Source organism: Isoptericola aurantiacus, from assembly GCF_044769875.1.
GTDB classification, from domain to species: domain Bacteria; phylum Actinomycetota; class Actinomycetes; order Actinomycetales; family Cellulomonadaceae; genus Isoptericola; species Isoptericola aurantiacus.
On sequence record NZ_JBJBAE010000001.1, the window covers coordinates 1104515 to 1123185 of the forward strand.

At 72.4% G+C, this 18671-nt stretch carries 8 protein-coding genes; 3 read left to right on the forward strand and 5 right to left on the reverse strand.

Features of this window, described 5'->3' with window-relative positions; translation table 11 throughout:
• Window positions 1-164 precede the first annotated feature (164 nt).
• Complete coding sequence (locus ACIQLL_RS05085) at window positions 165-4322, forward strand: LamG-like jellyroll fold domain-containing protein (RefSeq protein WP_402463994.1); 4158 nt, start codon at window positions 165-167, stop codon at window positions 4320-4322.
• A gap of 130 nt (window positions 4323-4452) precedes the next feature.
• Here ACIQLL_RS05085 and ACIQLL_RS05090 read toward each other — a convergent pair whose 3' ends face one another.
• A complete protein-coding gene (locus ACIQLL_RS05090; protein ID WP_402463996.1) occupies window positions 4453-5658 on the reverse strand; it encodes a beta-ketoacyl-[acyl-carrier-protein] synthase family protein in 1206 nt (401 codons plus the stop codon).
• 215 nt (window positions 5659-5873) lie between these two features.
• Between ACIQLL_RS05090 and ACIQLL_RS05095 the strand changes: the two genes are divergently transcribed.
• On the forward strand, window positions 5874-7367 hold the full coding sequence (locus ACIQLL_RS05095) for an APC family permease (RefSeq protein ID WP_402463998.1): 1494 nt from the start codon (window positions 5874-5876) through the stop codon (window positions 7365-7367).
• A 180-nt stretch (window positions 7368-7547) separates the two neighbouring features.
• On the opposite strand, the gene ACIQLL_RS05100 is transcribed toward ACIQLL_RS05095, so the two are convergent.
• On the reverse strand, window positions 7548-8069 hold the full coding sequence (locus tag ACIQLL_RS05100; protein WP_402464000.1) for an O-acetyl-ADP-ribose deacetylase: 522 nt from the start codon (window positions 8067-8069) through the stop codon (window positions 7548-7550).
• 60 nt (window positions 8070-8129) lie between these two features.
• Window positions 8130-9272: a substrate-binding domain-containing protein gene (locus ACIQLL_RS05105; protein ID WP_402464002.1), complete on the reverse strand. Its 1143-nt coding sequence runs from the start codon at window positions 9270-9272 to the stop codon at window positions 8130-8132.
• Between the two features lie 311 nt (window positions 9273-9583).
• Here ACIQLL_RS05105 and ACIQLL_RS05110 point away from each other — a divergent pair, with 311 nt between their 5' ends.
• Window positions 9584-14686, forward strand: coding sequence for a carbohydrate-binding protein (locus tag ACIQLL_RS05110; protein WP_402464004.1), 5103 nt, complete (start codon window positions 9584-9586; stop codon window positions 14684-14686).
• A 129-nt stretch (window positions 14687-14815) separates the two neighbouring features.
• Here the strand turns inward: ACIQLL_RS05110 and ACIQLL_RS05115 are convergent, their stop codons facing one another.
• Together ACIQLL_RS05115 and ACIQLL_RS05120 are read right to left on the reverse strand one after the other, a co-directional pair.
• A complete protein-coding gene (locus ACIQLL_RS05115; RefSeq protein ID WP_402464006.1) occupies window positions 14816-16267 on the reverse strand; it encodes a carboxylesterase family protein in 1452 nt (483 codons plus the stop codon).
• Window positions 16268-16403: 136 nt separating this feature from the next.
• Window positions 16404-18530, reverse strand: coding sequence for a glycosyl hydrolase family 28-related protein (locus ACIQLL_RS05120; protein WP_402464007.1), 2127 nt, complete (start codon window positions 18528-18530; stop codon window positions 16404-16406).
• Between the last annotated feature and the right edge of the window lie 141 nt (window positions 18531-18671).

Sequence of the window (18671 nt, forward strand, 5' to 3'; positions counted from 1 at the left end):
GCCGTCGTCGGCCGGTCATCGAACCGGTTCGACGCGGCGGGCCCCGTCGGCACGACGACGTGACGGAGAGGAGGCGCACGACCCCGCAGCGCTGCGGGGAGCTCGTACGACGAGGTTCGAGACGCGCACGACGAGGCGCGCGACGACGAAAGGTACTCATGGTCATGAGGACGACACCACCGCGGCGTTCGCCGCGACGCACGACCGCGGCGTTGACCGCGGCCACGGTGCTCGGTGCCGGCGTGTTCGGCGGGGCCGTCGCGGCCCCCGCGGCCGCCGCCGTACCCGAGCCCGACCTGCACTACTCGATGGACGACGTCGACGGCTCGACCCTGCCGGACTCCTCCGGCAACGGGCTCGACGGGACGATCGCCGGGAACACCGCCGTCATCGACGGCGCCGGCGACACCGCGGCCCTGGACCTCCTGGGTGGCCACGTCGTCATCCCGCGCGGCGCCATCGAGGGCGCCGACGACCTGACGGTGTCCACCCAGGTGCGCTGGGACGGCGACGGCGGCCCCTGGCAGCGGGTCTTCGACCTCGGCACGGACACGAGCCGCTACCTGTTCACCACGCCGTCGAACGGCGGGGACCTGCGCACCGCCGTCACCAGCGGCGGCGCCGGCGGAGAGTCGCAGGTCACCGGCTACGGCCCGCTGGAGGCCGGGGACTGGGTCACGCTGACCGTCACCCTCGACTCCGCTGCCGGCCGGGTCACCACCTACCTCGACGGGGTGGCCGTCGGTGCCGCCGACACGTCCGTGGCGGGGACCGACCTGCTCACCGACGCCGCCGCGCAGGCCGGGTTCATCGGCCGCTCCTTCTACCCCGACCCCGCGCTCGACGGGGCCGTGGACGACTTCCGGATCTACCGCTCGGCCCTCGACGCCGCCCAGGTGGCCGAGCTGACCGAGGAGCTCGGTGGGACCGTCCCGACGCTCGAGGCGCTGCGCACCGACGTCGTCGAGGTCCGCACCTCGGCCGGGTCCGCACCCGACCTGCCGGCCGCCGTCCGGGCGTCCTGGTCCGACGGCTACGATCGGGACGTGCCGGTCACCTGGGACGACGTCGACCCCGCCGACTACGAGACCTCCGGGACCTTCACCGTCGCCGGGGACGCCGCCGGCACCCCGGTGACCGCCGAGGTCACCGTCACCCGCGGCGAGCTCAAGGTCGACCTCGGCACCGACACCGGCGCCTTCCACGGCGGTGCCTCCGGGACGCTCTACGGCCTCTACGGCGACGGGCTGCCGAGCGACAACCTCATCGAGGGCATGGGGGTGCGGACCGTCTCCACCAAGGCGCAGGACGGCCCGCAGCACCCGGGCGCCGACGCGCTGGAAGTGGTGCGACCGCTGGCCGACGCCACCGACGGCGACGTCTACGTGTACATGACCGACATCCATCGCGGGTTCCCGTACCAGTGGCCCGGGGACACCCCCCAGGAGAAGCTCGACACGTTCGTCGAGAAGATCGCCACGCAGGTCGACCAGGTGCTCCGGATGCCGCAGGAGTACCAGGACAACGTCGTCTTCGTGCCCTTCAACGAGCCCGAGGGCAACATGTTCGGCACCGGCGAGTGGAGCTACGACGGAACCTCGTGGCTGGACGACCCGACCGACTACTTCGCCGCCTGGGACCGGGTCAACGCCGTGATCAAGGACCGGATGCCCGACGCGCGCATCGCCGGGCCGAACACGAGCATCCTGTACGACCAGGTCAAGGGTTTCATGGAGCACACGGTGGAGGCCGGCACGGTGCCGGAGGTCGTCACCTGGCACGAGCTGTCGCACCCCCAGGCCATCCGCGAGTCCGTGGCGACGTACCGGGACTGGGAGGCCGACGTCTTCGCCGGCACGGAGCACGAGGGCACCGAGCTCCCGATCAACATCAACGAGTACGCGTTCAACTACCACACCTCGGTCCCCGGGCAGATGATCCAGTGGATCTCCGCCATCGAGGACTCGAAGGTCGACGCCGACATCGCCTACTGGAACATCGACGGAAACCTCTCCGACTCCGCCGTCGAGTCCAACCGGGGCAACGGCCAGTGGTGGCTGTACAACGCCTACAGCCGCATGACCGGCCACACCGTAGAGGTCACCCCGCCCTACCCGGGCCAGAACTACAGCCTGCAGGGGGTGGCCACGCTCGACGAGCAGCAGCGCCAGGCACGCGTCATCCTCGGCGGGCAGGACGGCACCGCCCCGGTCGACCTGGTGAACGTGCCCTCCGACGTCTTCGGGGACCAGGTGCGCGTCACCGCCCGGGAGATCCCCTGGACCGGCCAGCTCGGCGACTCCGCCCAGCCGCGGCACCTGGCCGACCTCGTCGTCCCGGTCGACGACGGCACCGCGACGGTGACCTTCGACGGCTCGCAGCTGCCGGAGCTCGACGAGTCCAGCGCCTACGAGCTGATCATCACGCCCGTCGGTGCGGGGGAGACCACGGCGTCGACCCCGACGCTCTGGCAGGGCAGCTACGAGGCCGAGGACGCCGAGTACTCCGGGGGCGGATACTCGCGCAACGGCCCGGAGGGCTCGCCGCAGGACGTCGGAAAGTTCTACACCTCCGGCGGCTACAACGTCGGGGGTCTGCGGACCGGGTCGGACGGCGTCCTCGACTTCGAGGTCACGGTGCCCGAGGACGGCACCTACGACCTGTCGGTGTTCGCCAGCACGCTCAACACCTTCGACCGGGTGGCCGAGCAGGGCCCGACCAACGTGTTCGTCCGGGTCGACGGCGGGGCCGAGCAGGAGATCTTCCTGCCGCTGGCCTACAAATGGGTCGTGTGGGACCACGCCGACACCACGGTCGAGCTGACCGCCGGCACGCACACCGTCTCGCTGGCCGCGCAGAGCCTCGACGGCTCCGGCGCCACGCAGGGGGACGCGATCATCGACCGCATCACTCTCGCCCTGCCGAACCCGGAGGCCGCGACGTCGGTGTACGAGGCCGAGACCGCCGTGCTCGACGGCGCGACCGCCACCTACGAGGTGTCCGACGCCTCCGGGCCGGGCGCCGTCGAGCTCGCCGAGGGTGACTCCGCGACGTTCTGGGTGTACTCGCCGGTCGACGGCGAGGCGCACCTCGGGGCGGACGTCCTCGGCACGGTCGGCGGCGGGACGCTGAGCGTCAACGACGAGGACGTGCTCGACCTCGCCGACGCTCAGCAGGTCGCGGCGCACCTGGCCGGCGGCGTCAACAAGATCGTCGTCACCGGTGGTGCCGGCGGACTCACCCTGGACCGCCTCGCGGTGGCCCCGGGCGACGGCACGCTAGAGGCCACCGAGTACCAGGCCGAGGACGCCGAGCTCGCCGGCGACGCGTCCGTGGCCGAGTACTCCCTGGCCGAGGGCGGCGCCGCCGTCACCGGCGTCGGGGGAGAGCCCGGCAACGACAACACGCTCACGTTCCACGTGGACGCCGCCGAGACGGGCCAGCACGCCGTCGTCGTGCGGTACTCCAACCCGGAGCAGTCGCCGGCGTCGCACTACAACCCCGACCCGATCGCTCGGTTCGCCGACCTGTCGGTCAACGGCGGCGAGCCGTTCTCCGTCGCGTTCCCCCACTCGTTCCACGCGAACAACTTCTGGGAGAAGACCGTCGTGGTCGACCTCGTCGCCGGGCAGAACGAGCTCACCCTGCGTTCCGAGGAGGCGACGAACTTCGACGGCGAGACCTACGCCTCGGACGACTGGCCGGACTTCCCGCTGCGCTCGCGGTGGGCCCCGATCGTCGACCGGATCACCGTCTCGCGGTTGGCGCAGCCGATCAACAGCGAGCCGGAGCTCATCGAGGTGACGCCGGTGGCGCCGACCTGGACCGACGAGTGTGGTCCGGGGAACGTCACGGGTGCTCCGCTGCCGGTGGTCGAGGGCGTGGAGTATGTCGAGTCCCGCAAGAAGGACGGTGGGGTGAAGGTGGTGGCGACGCCGCTGCCGGGTTATGTCTTGTCGGACAAGCCGTCGGTGACGAAGAACCCGGAGTCGTGGACGTGGACGAAGGGTGACTCGAACGAGGCGTGCTGGCCGGTCTGGGACGCTTCGACGGTGTACACCGCGGGTGACCGGGTGGTCTTCGAGGGGTCGGTGTTCGAGGCGACCTGGTGGACGAAGGACCAGACGCCGGGTGCTTCGCCGTACTCGTCGTGGCAGGAGATCGCCGAGACCGATGGTGTGGCGATCTGGACGGCGTCGCGGATCTTCACCGCGGGTGACGTCGTCTCCCATGACGGGGTGACGTACACGGCCCAGTGGTGGACGCGGAACCAGGAGCCGGGCACCTCGTCGTGGGGTCCGTGGCAGGTGAGCGCCGGCTGACCTCCTGACATCCCACCCCTGACGTTGTGGGTATGAAATTGACGGCCTTCCACCACTGGAGGGCCGTCAATTTCATACCCACAACGTCGGGGGGGACGGCGCGGCGGTCGGGCGCGACGAAGGACGCGGGTCAGGAGCGCGAGACCACCAGGGACGCGCTGTGCCCGCCGAACCCGAAGGCGTCGACCAGCGCGTGCTGCGCCGTCGTCGGCCTCGGGGCGGTGACGACGTCGAGGTCGACCGCCGGGTCCGGCGAGTCCAGGTTGATGGTGGGCGGGACGACGCCGTCACGCAGGGCGAGCAGGGCCGCGAGCGTGCCGAGAGCCCCGGCGGCCCCCATGAGATGACCCGTCGAGGCCTTGGTCGCCGTCACGGGTGGTGGTGTGCCGAAGACCGACCGCAGGGCGTCCGCCTCGTTGACGTCCCCGGCGGGTGTCGAGGTGGCGTGCGCGTGCACGAGGCCCACGTCCGCCGGCTCCAGGCCCGCCGAGCGCAGCGCCAGGCCGATCGTGCGCGCCTGGTTCTCCGGCTCGCCGCCCACGATGTCATGGGCGTCCGAGGTCAGGGCCCCGCCGTCGACGGCGCCCAGCACCGTGGCGCCCCGCGCCCGGGCGTGCTCCTCGGCCTCGAGCACGAGCAGGACCGAACCCTCGCCCATGACGAAGCCGTCACGGTCGACGTCGAAGGGTCGCGACGCCGCCGGCGGGTCGTCGTTGCGCGTGGACATGGCCCGCGCCCGGGCGAACCCGGACAGGCACAGGTCGACCAGGCTGGCCTCGGCGCCCCCGCACACGACGACGTCGGCCTGGTCGTCGCGGATCATCGAGCGGGCCGCGAGGATCGCCTCGACGCCCGCGGCGCAGGCGCTGACCGGTGCCCGCGCGCCCGCCTTGGCACCGAGGTCGATGGACAGCCACGCGGCCGGGCCGTTCGGCATCACCATGGTCACCGCGTGCGGGCTGACGCGACGGTGACCGCCGGCACGGAACTGGTCGGCCTGAGCGACCGTGGTGCCGAACCCGCCGTTGGCGGTGCCGACGGCGACCCCGAGCCGCTCCGGATCGACGGCGGGAGCACCGGCGTCGGCCCAGGCCTGACGCCCGGCCGCGAGAGCGAGCTGCTCGCTGCGGTCGAGCCGCCTCTGCTCCCGCGGTGAGATGCCGTCGGCGAACGCGTCGTCGACGCGTGCGGCGATGCGGACCGGGAGCTCGGCCGCCCAGGCGTCGCGGAGCGCCACGACGCCGGACCTCCCGGCCAGCAGGGCCCGCCAGGTGTCGTCCGCGGTCAGTCCGAGGGGCGTGACCGCCCCGATCCCCGTGACCACCGTCCGTCGCACCGAGCAGACCTCCGACCTCGCCGCGGCGCGCCGGCCGGCGCGCCGTACTGCCTACGATGCCGTATCGAACCAGGTCAGGCGCGATGAACGCGCAGGTGGAAGCGCTTGAACGGCTTCCGGACGAGGGTTCGGCGAGCGCTCCCGGCGCCCCGGGGTTCTCATGGGGTGAGCGCGCCCCCTCGTGGGACACGCCTTGCGACGCGAGGAGGCACGTGGTGAGTCCGACGGAACCCGCCGCCCCGGCCCCGGAGGCCGGCGACCCACCGGGCCTGCGCCGGGTGATGGGACGCAAGCTGCTGCTGTTGTTCATCGTCGGGGACATCCTCGGCACCGGGGTGTACGCCCTGACCGGCGAGGTGGCCGGGGAGGTCGGTGGTGCCGCGTGGGCGCCGTTCCTCCTGGCGTTCGCGGTCGCGACGCTCACCGCGTTCTCCTACCTGGAGCTGGTGACCAAGTACCCGCAGGCGGCCGGCGCGGCGCTCTACACCCACAAGGCGTTCGGCATCCACCTGCTGACCTTCGTCATCGCGTTCATGGTCATGAGCTCGGGCATCACGTCCGCGTCGACCGCCTCCAACGCGTTCGCCGGATTCCTCAACGACGGGTTCGGCCTGGGGCTGCAGGACGGCGGCGGGGGACTGCTCGCGATCGCGCTCGGGTTCATGACGCTGGTGGCCCTGGTGAACTTCCGCGGCGTGTCCGAGAGCGTCCGGGCGAACGTGGTGCTCACGCTCGTCGAGCTGTCGGGCCTGCTGCTGGTCATCTTCGTGGGGCTGTGGGGGATGACCCAGGGCCGTGCCGACTTCTCCCGGGTGGTCGTCTTCGAGTCCGCCGACGACAAGGGCGTGTTCGTCGCGGTCACGGCCGCCACCACCCTGGCCTTCTTCGCGATGGTGGGGTTCGAGGACTCGGTGAACATGGCCGAGGAGTGCCAGGACCCGGTCAAGGACTTCCCCCGCATGATGATCACCGGTCTGTCCCTGACCGGTCTCATCTACGTCCTCGTCGCCGTCACGGCCGTGGCGCTGGTGCCCGTCGGGGACCTGACCGATCCCGAACGGGCGTCGGCGCTGACGCAGGTGGTCGCGGCGGGCGTGCCCGACCTGCCGTTCGACGTCCTCTTCCCGTTCATCGGCATGTTCGCCGTGGCGAACTCGGCCCTCATCAACATGCTCATGGCCTCCCGGCTGCTGTACGGCCTGGCGAACCAGGGCACGCTGCCGCGCGCGTTCGGGCGGGTCCACCCCCGACGGCGCACCCCCTGGGTCGCCATCGTGGTGACCACGGCCATCTCCTACGGGCTCATCGTCTACGTGGTGCGCGCCAGCGGCAGTGCGTCCGGCGCCGACGCCGTCAGCCTGCTGGGTGGCACCACCTCGCTGCTGCTGCTGTGCGTGTTCACCGTCGTCAACGTCGCGCTGCTGGTGCTGCGCCGTCGTCCCGTGGAGCATCGGCACTTCCGGACCTGGTCGCCGCTCGCGGTGCTGGGTGCGCTGACCTGTGCGTTCCTCGCCGGGCCCTGGGCACGCAGCGCGGAGCAGCAGGAGCAGTACGTCATCGCGGCAGGGCTCCTGGTCGTCGGACTCACGCTGTCCTTCCTGACCTGGCTCTACAACCGGCGCGTGCGGCACCGCAGGACGGAGTTCGGCGACGTCACCACCCTCGACGCGGACCGGCCGAGCAGCGCCGCGCCGAGGAAGCGGCGCTGAGCCCGCGCGCACCGATCGTCTCCCGGGTGCATCCGCGGGCCACCTCGTGGCGGAAGGAGGGGCAGGACGCCGAGCAGCCGGACGGCGAGCGCAGCCGCCGGGCGCTCTGCTGGACGTCGCCCCGGTCCCGCTCCCGGGAGCGACGGCGCCCGGCACGCCCTGCTCCGGGCGTGCCGGGCGTCACCCCTCGAGCGCCCGCTCGAACGCCCCCAGCACGCCCGCGCTGAACAGCACGAACCGCACCGCGTCGATCGCGGCGGGGTTCTCGTCGTCCCAGGCGCGGACGGCCTCGAGGGCGATCCGCGCGACGTCGTCGGCGTCCCAGCCGTAGGCCCCCGCGCTGACCGCGGGGAACGCGACCGTGCGCGACTTGGCGTCCGCCGCCACCCCGAGGGACTGTCGGAAGCAGGAGGTCAGCAGGTCGGGGTCGGTCTCGCCCCGGTGCCGGTTCGGCCCGACGGTGTGCACCACCCACGCGGCCGGCAGGTCGAAGCCGGGCGTCACGACGGCGTCGCCCACCCCGAGCCCGTCCGGCAGGGTGGTGCGCCGCAGCTCCTCGCAGGCCTCGAGCAGCCGGGGGCCGGCCGCGGTGTGGATCGCGCCGTCGACCCCGCCACCCCCGAGCAGCGTGGAGTTGGCGGCGTTGACGACGGCGTCGACCTGCGCGGTGGTGATGTCGCCCTGCTCGGCGGTGATCTGCACGGTGCCTCCGGGTCAGCTCGGTCTGGACCGTTCGACGGTACCCCGGGCAACCACCTCGGGTCAGGAGGGTGCCGGACCGGTCGACTCGCGGATCATGAGGCGTGGGCTGATCGCGATGCGGTGCACGGGCCGTGCCGGGTCGTCGAGCCGCTTGACCAGCAGGTCGACGGCGGCCCGGCCGACGGCGTCGCGCGGCGGGCGCACGGCGGTCATGGCGGGGCTGAACAGGCCGGCCACCTCGTCGTCGTAGGCGATGACGGACAGGTCCCCCGGCACGGACAGCCCGCGGTCCATGACACGCTGCGCGACGGCGGACGCCTCGGGGTCGGAGTGCACGAGCAGTGCCGTGGTGCCCGAGGCCAGCGCCGTGGCGACGACCTCGTCGACGAGCCCCGGGAACTCGGGGGTGTGACGGTCGGGAGCGAGCCGCTCGAAGTGCTCGTCCGTGGACAGTCCCAGCTCGGCACAGGCCGCACGCCAGCCGGCGGCGACCTTGCGCGACGTCGGGGACTCGCGGGACAGCACGAGCCCGACCCGGCGGTGGCCCAGGTCGGCGAGGTGGTGGACGGCCATCAGGGCTCCGAGGGCGTGGTCGGAGACCACGGACTCCACCGCCTCGCGGTGCGGGGCCAGGGCCGCCTCGCGCTCCACCAGGACGTGCGGGACGCCGGAGTCCACGAGCCGGCGGGCGAGCTCGCTGCCCTGCCGTCCGTCGACGCGCGGTGCCAGGATCAGGCCGCGCAGGTGCTCGGTCTGGGCGAGCCGCTCGATCGCCGGGCCCTCGTCGTCGGCGTCGTAGGAGGACCCGCGCAGCACCACGCGCAGGCCGTGCCGGCGGGCCTCGTCCTCCATGCCGCGCACGACGCCGGGCCAGTAGTAGTCGAGGGAGGGGACGAGCACGCCGATCGTGCCGGTGACGGGTCGCTCGGGGACTGCTCCGTCGGCCGTGCCGGTAGGGGGCGCCGACGGGCCCCCGACGGCGGGACCTGCCGGGGCGTCGACGGACACGGCCCCGCCGTGCACGCGGCGCAGCAGCCCTTCGCGCTCGAGCTGGACGATGTCGCGGCGCACCGTCACGGCGGTGACCCCGAGGTCCTCGGTCAGCTCGGCGACCCGCAGGACGCCGTCACGTCGCAGCGCCTCGAGCAGGTGGCCGCGGCGCTCCGCCGGCAGGGTGGAGCGGTGGTCGGTCCCGGAACTCACACGTCCTCCTCGATCGGTCGCCCCTGTCCGCGTCAGGGTCCCACGTCCCGGGTGCCGCCGACCACGGCGACGTCCGCCGTGGCACGGCCCGCGCCACGACTTTGTGCTGATCGTTTGTGATCATGCGCGTCGTTTCCATGGACACTCTCTGCGGCGTCCGCCTATCGTCACCGGTGAACGCGCTCGTTCTATCTCAAACGATCATAAACGATCACGGAGTGGGTGCGGGCAGAGCGATGCCGTGCACGGTCGAGGACGACCGTCGCGCCCGGGGCGCCGGCGTCGGCACTTCAACGGGGAAGGAACGACCCATGAGACGACCACGCGCTGCCGTGTCGGGACTGCTCACCGGCAGTCTCCTGGCGGCCTCGCTCGCCGCGACCGGCACGGCCTCGGCGGCCGAGCTGCCGGAGACCATCGCCGCCGCCGCCCACCTCGGCGCCGACTCCCGCGCCGGGACGTCGCTGCCCGCCACCCTGAACGACGGCACCGCGGACCACCCCGTCAGCTGGGACATCGACGCCGACACCTTCGCCGTGCCGTACACGACCGTGCCCGTGACCGGAACCGTCGACGGGGGCACGGTCACCGCCCAGGTCGAGGTGCTCGCGCCCGCGGACAACCCCCTCGTCTACTTCGTGGATGCCGGCCGCAACGGCGACTCGCAGGACCGTCCCTACTCGACCGGCCTCACGCCGTCGAGCGCGTACGACGCCGCGGCGACGCTCGACGACGGCACGCTCGTCAACGACGTCCCCGACCAGGAGTACGTCGACGGCGAGACCGTCTGGGGCTGGACCTCCGACGCCGAGCACAACTACAAGATCTCCGTGCCCGGAGGCGACCCGGACCCGTACGACACCGACACCCTGGCCGCCTACGACAAGGACGAGCTGGGCGCGCGCACCAACGGTGACGCCATCACGTTCCGGCTCGACCTCGACCCGGGCACCTACACGCTGTCCAGCGGCTTCTTCGAGTTCTACAACGGCCAGGACCGGCTGCGCGGCATCACGCCCGTGGTGACCTACACGGTGGACGGCGCGCAGGAGAGCACCACGCTCGACGAGGCCACGCTGAGCACGGTCGGCGGGACCGAGAGCCGCCTGCTGGAGACCGACGCGTTCGACATCCCCGCCGGGGCGAGCGACGTCCGCCTCGCGTACACGCAGACCGCGGGCGAGGCGCCGTCGATCAGCTGGTTCGCGATCGCAGCCGGCGACGCCGAGGAAGCGATCGACGACGCCGCGGCCGCCGTGCCCGCCGACGCCACCGAGATCACGGTGGACGGCGACGACGTCGCCGCGGACAACGTGAACGGCCTGACCTTCAAGGGGTTCGGCGTGCTCAGCGCGAACTCCACGAGTGCCGTGCTCATGGACTACAAGTCCGAGCACCCCGAGGCGTACGCCGAGCTCCTGCAGGTCCTGTTCGGCGGCGACCACCCGATCATGGACCACGTCAAGATCGAGATGGGCGACGACCGCAACAACTCCACGGGCTCCGACGTCGCCACGATGCGGACCGCGGACGAGCCCGCGAACGTGCGCCGCCACCCGGGCTTCCAGCTCGCCGCGGACGCCACGAAGGTCAACCCCGACCTCCAGGTGTCGATCCTGCGCTGGAACGCGGTGCCCTGGGCGGACTCGGACGACGAGATCTACGACTGGTACAAGAACACGATCCTGGCCGCGTACCGCGAGTACGGCTACATGGTCGACTACGTGAACCCCGGCGTGAACGAGCACGCCGCGGATCTGGACTGGACCCAGGAGTACGCCGAGCGGGTCAGCACCGACACCACGGGATACGTCAGCGACGACCCGGCGCTCGCGGGATTCCGCGACGGCGAGGCGGACCTGTTCCACCAGATCAAGGTGGTCATCTCCGACGAGGTCGGCACCGGCACCTTCGGCGACGAGATGGTCGCGGACGCCGACCTGCGCGACGCCGTCGACGCCGCCGGGTTCCACTACAACACCAACGACGACGGTGGCGGGAACTTCACGCGGCTCGCGGACGAGCTCGACACCCAGATCTGGAACTCCGAGGCGCAGGCGACGTTCAGCAACTCCTCGTTCCGGCCGAACAACAACACCGCCGACCCCACCGTCGAGGGCACCGGCATCGGTGGCACCGGCAGCTCCCTGGAGATGGCCAACACCATCGTCAAGGGGTTCGTGAACTCGCGCCGCACGCACTTCATCTACCAGCCGGCGATCGGGTCGTTCTACGAGGGCGGGCAGTACTCCTTCAAGGAGCTCGTCAGCGCTCGCGACCCGTGGTCCGGCTGGATGCACTACGACGCCGGCCTGGCGATCCTGCAGCACTTCACGAGCTTCGCCGAGACCGGGTGGGAGAACGACGACAACACCGCCGGCATCTGGCGGGCCGTGCCGGAGGCCAGCACGACGACGGCGTCCGGCACCAACCCGGTGAGCGGCCGCAACGGTGGTCCGAACTACCTGACGCTCGCCGCGCCGGACCGCTCCGACTTCTCGACGGTGCTGGTCAACGACTCCGAGGAGCCGCACACCTACCGCATCACGCCGCAGCACCTCGACCTCGGCGACGACCCGCAGCTCGCGCTGTGGGAGACCCGCGCGGCCGAGGACGGCGAGGCGTTCGACGCGCAGTACAAGCAGCACGTCGCCGACGTCGCGGCGGACGCCCGCGGCGGGTACACCGTCACGGTGGAGCCGTTCTCCATCGCCACGGTCACCTCGCTGGACGTCTCCGACGACGCGTCGTGGGCCAGCCCGCTGCCGGTCGAGGGCGAGCGCACGGTGCTCGACGCCGGGTCGCAGTCCGACGACGGCGTGCTCTGGTCGGACGATTTCGACTACACCGACAAGACGGTGCCCGTGATCGGCGCCGACGGTGAGCCGACCGGCGCGACCGAGGACTTCACCGAGTCCCGCGGTGGCGACACCGGGGCGATCCCGCTGTACACCTGGGACCGCAACGGAACCTTCGAGGCCTACCTGGCCGACGACGGCGAACGCGTGCTGCGTCAGCAGGTCGACCGCGAGGGGACCGGCGTCGGCGGGGCGTGGAACGGCGGCGACCCGATCACCGCCGTCGGCGACCGCCGATGGACGAACTACCGGGCCACCGTGGACGTCCGGTTCGAGCGGGAGGCCGCCGGTGACAACTACGCCGCGCTCGGTGCCCGCTCGAGCGGTGGCGGCAGCTCGAACAACCTCAACGGCACGCCCTACGCGCTCAAGCTGGTCTCCGACGGCGGCTGGCAGCTCGTGCGGTTCGGGTCCGTCATCGACTCGGGCACCCTCGACGGGCTCGACCCCGCGGCGTGGCACGAGCTGTCCGTGCAGGTCGCGGGTGACGAGGTCACCGGCTGGGTCGACGGCGCCCAGGTGTTCGCCTGGACCGACCCGGAGCCCGTGCAGTCCGGCTGGGTGGACCTCGCCAGCGGGTTCCACTGGACGCAGTTCGACGACCTGACGGTGGAGCGGGTGGCCGACGAGGTGCCGTACTACGGTGCCTACCTCGACGACCTCGAGATGAACGACCTGGCCGACCCGCCGGCCACGCAGCTCGTCTACGACGGTGCGTGGAAGCACGCCAACGGCGGCTCGATGTACGAGTACATGCGGTCCACATCGGTCAGCCAGGCCGACGGCGCGTCGCTGACGTACACGTTCACCGGCTCCGGGCTGGAGATCCTCGGCGCGAACGACGGCTCTGCCCGCCTCGACGTTTCCGTCGACGGCGAGACCCTCGCCGCCAACCAGGCGACCCGCGACTCCGGCCAGTTCCAGCAGGCCTACGAGCTGCGCGGCCTGCCCTGGGGCGAGCACACCGTGACCCTCACGGTGATCTCCGGGACCCTGCTGGTGGACGCCGTCGGCGTGATCTCGACCCCGGCCTCCGTGGCGACGGACACGGCGGCCCTCGCCGCCGCGCTCGCCACCGCCGAGGACGTGGAGCGCACCGACGACTACACCGACGCCGACTGGACGCTGCTGCAGCGCACCATCGACGCCGCAGGTGACGCCGTCGCCGATCCGGAGGCCTACCGGCTCGACGGCGTCGGCGCGGTCCAGCTCGTGGACAGGCTCCGGGCGGCGTCCGCGCCGGTCGCCGGTCGGATCGTCACCCTGGAACCGGTCTCGACGGCGACCTACGTCGGCGAGACGCCCGACCTGCCGGCCACGCTCGAGGCCGAGCTCACCGACGGCACGACCCGCGAGGTCCCCGTCACGTGGGACACCGCGGCCGTGTCGTTCGACGGGGCCTGGGACACGGTCGTGGTGCCGGGCTCGTACGGCACCGCGGCCACGACGGCGCAGGTCGAGGTGGTGCCGGCGGGGACGGAGGCGTTCGCGGACGTCAACGGCACCGCGGGCGGGACGCTGGGCTTCGACTCGCCGGCGTACCTCGCCATCGACGACCTGGTGGGTGGCCTCGTCAACGACGCCCCCGACCAGGTGGCCGAGGACGGGGCGGACTGGGGCCACTGGGCCCAGGACGCCGCGGGCAACCGGTCGATCAGCTACAAGGGGATCGTCGCGGGGGACTACTCCAAGACGACCACCACGGGCATGTACACGGCCAACCAGGTCGGGGCCGAGGTGTCCTACACCTTCACCCTGCCCGCCGGGGAGCACACCGTCGCCGCCGGGAGCTACTCCTGGTGGCCGGGCAACGCCCGCAGCGCGGACGTGCTGCTCGACTACGACGGCGAGACCCACGAGGTCGGGACCGTCACCCTCGACAACGGCAACCCCGGCGAGGTGCTGTCCTACGACGTCGAGCTCGCCGCGGACGGCCCTGTGACGATCCGGCTGCGGGCCACGAACTCACAGTCGCCGATGCTGTCCTGGGCGGCGGCGGTGGACCGTTCGGCGCCGGAGCCGGAGCTCATCGAGGTGACGCCGGTGCGTCCGACGTGGACCGATGAGTGTGGTCCGGCGAACGTCACCGCTGCTCCGCTTCCTGAGGTGGAGGGCGTGGAGTACGTCGAGACCCGCAAGAAGGACGGCGGGGTGAAGGTGGTGGCGACTCCGTTGCCTGGCTACATCCTGAGCGACAAGCCGTCGTCGACGAAGAACCCGGAGTCGTGGACGTGGACGAAGGGTGACTCGAACGAGGCCTGCTTGCCGGTCTGGGATGCGGGCACGGTGTACACCGCGGGTGACCGGGTGACGTTCGAGGGTGCGCTGTTCGAGGCGACCTGGTGGACGAAGAACCAGGCCCCGGGGGAGCCGTACGGTCCGTGGCAGGAGATCGCCGAGACCTCGGACGGGGTCGCGGTCTGGACGCCGTCGCGGATCTTCACCGCGGGTGACGTGGTGGTCCACGACGGGGTGACGTACACGGCCCAGTGGTGGACGCGGAACCAGGAGCCGGGCACCTCGTCGTGGGGTCCGTGGCAGGTGAGCGCCGGCTGACCTCCTGACGTCCCACCCCTGACGTTGTGGGTATGAAATTGACGGCCCTCCACCACTGGAGGGCCGTCAATTTCATACCCACAACGTCGAGGGGGACGGCGCAGCGGGTGGGCACGGCGGCGCGCCGGGTCAGGAGCGGCGGGTCACCCGGAGCCGGCCGGTCCACCCGGGACCGACGTCGGCCCGGTCGGCGGCGAGCCGCCCCGTGCGGGCGAACTCCGCCCAGGCAGCGCGCAGCTCCCGGCCCGCCTCGATGAGCGTGCGGGCGCCGTCGGGCCCGACGACCGGCGCCTCGGCCCACCGGCCGGTGTTCGGGAAGAGCAGGCCGAGCTCGACGGCGTGGGTGGCGCCCAGCGGGTTGCCCACGGGCCGGGTCGTGAGCTCCGCAGCGACCACCGCGGCCCCGGCGTCGGCCATGCCGCGGGCGAAGGCCTTCGATCCGCGGCGGAACAGGGTGTCGGTCACCCGCCGCGACACGAGGGCGAACAGCGCCCGTCCGACGACGCGCTTGTCCCGCAGCGCGCGGCCCTTCGGGTCGAGCTGGACGAACGCCCGGCCCTCCTGGGACGTCCACGTCACCAGCAGCTCGAGCCGCGGTGCCCGACGCCGCCACGCGGCCAGGAAGTCGGCCTCCGGGGGCAGCGGCGCCCGGCCGTACTCCGGGGCGAACGGCATCCCCGCACGATCGTTCATGCCGGCCACCGCCGCGGCCGCACCGAGCTGGGCGGCCAGGACCTCGTCGACCGGGCCGTCGGCCCGGAGCCCGTGCGTCTCGGTCACGAGCCGGTCGTGGATCTCCTCGCGCCCGCCGCGGACCCCGAACGGACCGGACTGCAGGATCATCCGGTGGACCAGGTCCTCGGTGCCGTCAGCGCCCAGGACGTGGGAGAGCAGGTCGGCGCCCGCGGACTGACCGAACGCGGTGATCCGGTCGGGGTCGCCGCCGAAGGCCGCGACGTGCTCGCGGACCCAGCGCAGCGCGCTGATCACGTCGAGCAGCCCGAGGTTGGCCGCGCGCGGTGCGGGACCGGCGTCGTCCGCGTCGGTGCGTCCGGCCGTTCCGCCGCCGGCCGTTCCGCCGTCGTCGGGCGCCCCCGTACCGAGGAACCCGAGCGCACCGAGCCGGTAGGTGACGGTGACGACCACGACGTCCTGCTCGCGGACCAGCGCGGCCGGGTCGTAGCCGCCGAGGTCCCCGGCGCCGGAGACGTAGGCGCCGCCGTGGACCCACACCATGACCGGCAGGGGTGCGGAGACCTCGACGGGCCGCGTGATGCTCAGCCGCAGGCAGTCCTCGGTGAAGGTGACGCCGTCCAGCTGGGGTCCGTAGACCTGGTCGGCCGGGCTGGGCGGCTGCGGGCAGGCATAGCGCACGTGCTGCCGACCGGCGGACTCGGACGCGTCGGGCGGGACCGGCGCCGGGGGAGCGAACCGTGCGGCGCGGGCGTACCTGATGTTGCGAAGGCGGACGAGGCCGTCCTCGACGACGGCGGGGAACGCCCCCAGCCGGGTGTCGAGGGTGTCCTCGGACACCGGGGGTCTCGGCGTGGCGTCCTGCGCGGTCCGTGCGGTGTCGGTCATCGGCGTCCTCCTTGACGGCGTGCGCCGAGCCTAGCAAACCGACCGGGCGGTTTGCGGGTGAGATCTGCGCGTCGCCCGACCCGCCCGGAGGCCGTCTCCCCGGCGGACCGACCCAGGTCCGCCGGGGAGACGCCGGTCACCAGGGGGCCGGTGCCGGGGGCTCGACCACGGGCGGGGCGTCCTGACAGCTGATCGTGTTCGGCGTGTACCGGCTCAGCCAGCTCGCGGGTCCGTCACCCCACGGCGTGACGGTCTCGCCGTCGTTGTCGCCCAGGTCGGTGAGCACGAACTCCGAGCCGTTCGCGAAGTCCCAGGTGAAGGCGCCGCAGTTGTTCACCCCGGCCCACCCGACGTGGCGCACGTCGACGTTCTCGAAGGACGCCGATCCGGCGGTGCGCGCGCTGACCACCGACGTCCCGGCGCCGTCGACCCGCACGTCCCGGAACGACACGCCGTCGATGGCGTACTCGTCCTTCACGCCGTACTCCGTGACCAGCATGATCGCGTTGTAGGTGCTGTCGAGGTAGTGGTCCCCGGACACCTGGACGTCGGCGTCGATGCCGCGGTCCAGCGCGTAGAACCAGATGGCCCCCAGCCCGATGTTCCAGTTCAGGTCGAGCCCACCGGCCCGCACCGTCGTGTTGTCGCGGAACGTCAGCGTCCCCTCGAACGGCAGCGCCCCGAACCGGGCGCCCGCGTGCAGCGCCGAGCCCTCGCGCACCGGGTCGGCGACCAGGTTGCCCACGACGGCGATGTCCCGGCCGCCGTAGATCGCGATGCCGTTGGCGAGCACGGGGGACTGCACGGTGTTGCGGGCGAACGTGTTGCCCACGTTCTGCTCGGCGTCGGCCCACATCGCCAGCGCGTCGTCGCCGGTGTTGCGGAAGAAGCTGTCCGTCACCGACGACCCGGTCACCCCCGTGTGGAAGTTGACGCCGTCGCCGATCTGGTCGGTGATCACGACGTCGGTCACGTGCGTGCCGTCCATGGGGCCGTCGAACCACACCCCCACCTTGGTGTGGTGGATGTACAGGTCGGTGAGCGTCGAGTCGCTCATCGCGCCGCCGACGCCGTTGACCTGGTCGGTGTCGATGCGCTCGCGGACGTCGCCCTCGATCGCGAACCCGGACAGGTGGACGTCGTGCGACCCGCCGTCGGCGGCCCAGCGCCCGTAGAACCCGACGCCGGTGTGCACCGAGCCGTCGTCGGTCGGCCCGTCGAGCGCCACCTCGTGGCCGCGCACGATCGAGTACCAGCTGCCGGCTCCCACGACGGTCACGTCGTCGACGACGACGTGCCGGTTCACCTGGAACGTGCCGCGCGGGATCCACAGGGTGCGGTCGTGGGCGGAGGCCCAGTCGACGGCGCGCTGGAACGCGGCGCCCGAGTCGCGCCGGCCGCTCGGGTCGGCCCCGAAGCGGACCACGCTGACCGATCCGCGGGGTCGCGGTGCGGGGCGGTCGACGAGCTCGGAGTCGAGCAGGTCGATGGTGGTGACGTCGGCCGTGGCCCCCGGCGGGACCTCGAGCCGGACGAGGGACCCCGCCGGGTAGGTGCGCCCGAGCAGCAGCCGCTGCTCGTCGTAGAAGTGGTGCGGGCGGAACGGCGTGGTCAACCACTCCGGGTCCGACTCCCCGGGGACGCAGGCACACTCGGTCAGCCACCAGTCCGGCTGGAGGAGGTCGGCCTGCGGGTCGTTCGTGAAGGGATAGGTGTTGTAGAGCCAGGAGTACTCGGAGGTCAGCTCCATGCGGTGCCGAGGCCCCGCCGGGGTCGTGAACCGGCCGTGGTCCCGCAGGACCCGGACGTCCAGGGGCGAGATGATGCCACCGCCGTCCGCGGCGTCGGGGATCGAGTAGCGCACGGTGACCGCGTTCGCGGCGGCCGGCAGGGTGAGCTGGACGTGCTCCCCGGGCCGGAGCTGGACGGCGGACCGTCCCGAGGCCTCCGAGGCGAGCGTGTACGGGGTCCGGTCGGGTGGGAGCACCGTGCCGGTCGTGGCGGCGTGCTCCGCCTCCTGCTCGACGAAGCCGACGTCGGCTCCCCGTCCGGCGACCAGCCCGGGGTCCAGGGCCGCCCGGGTCACCACGGCCGTGTCGTGGCGGTCCGGCCGGTGGTGGGCGACGGCGGAGGGGGCGCCGGCGAGCGTCGCGGTCAGGGCGAGCGTGGTCGCGAGGGCGACGGCCGCTCGGCGGCGCCCGGCCGTGCGGCGGCCGCCGGGTCCGGGGATCGGGGCGGTGCGTGGAGGTAGCTGGAACGTCATCGTGCAGTCCTCTCGGGCATGCCGGCTGCCGCCGGCAGCGGCGACGGTGCCGCTGACTCGAAACTAGCGGTGTGATGCCAGATTCTCAACACACTGTCATTTTCCGTCGTGACGCTGTTGAGTTCTTGCGCGCACGGACCG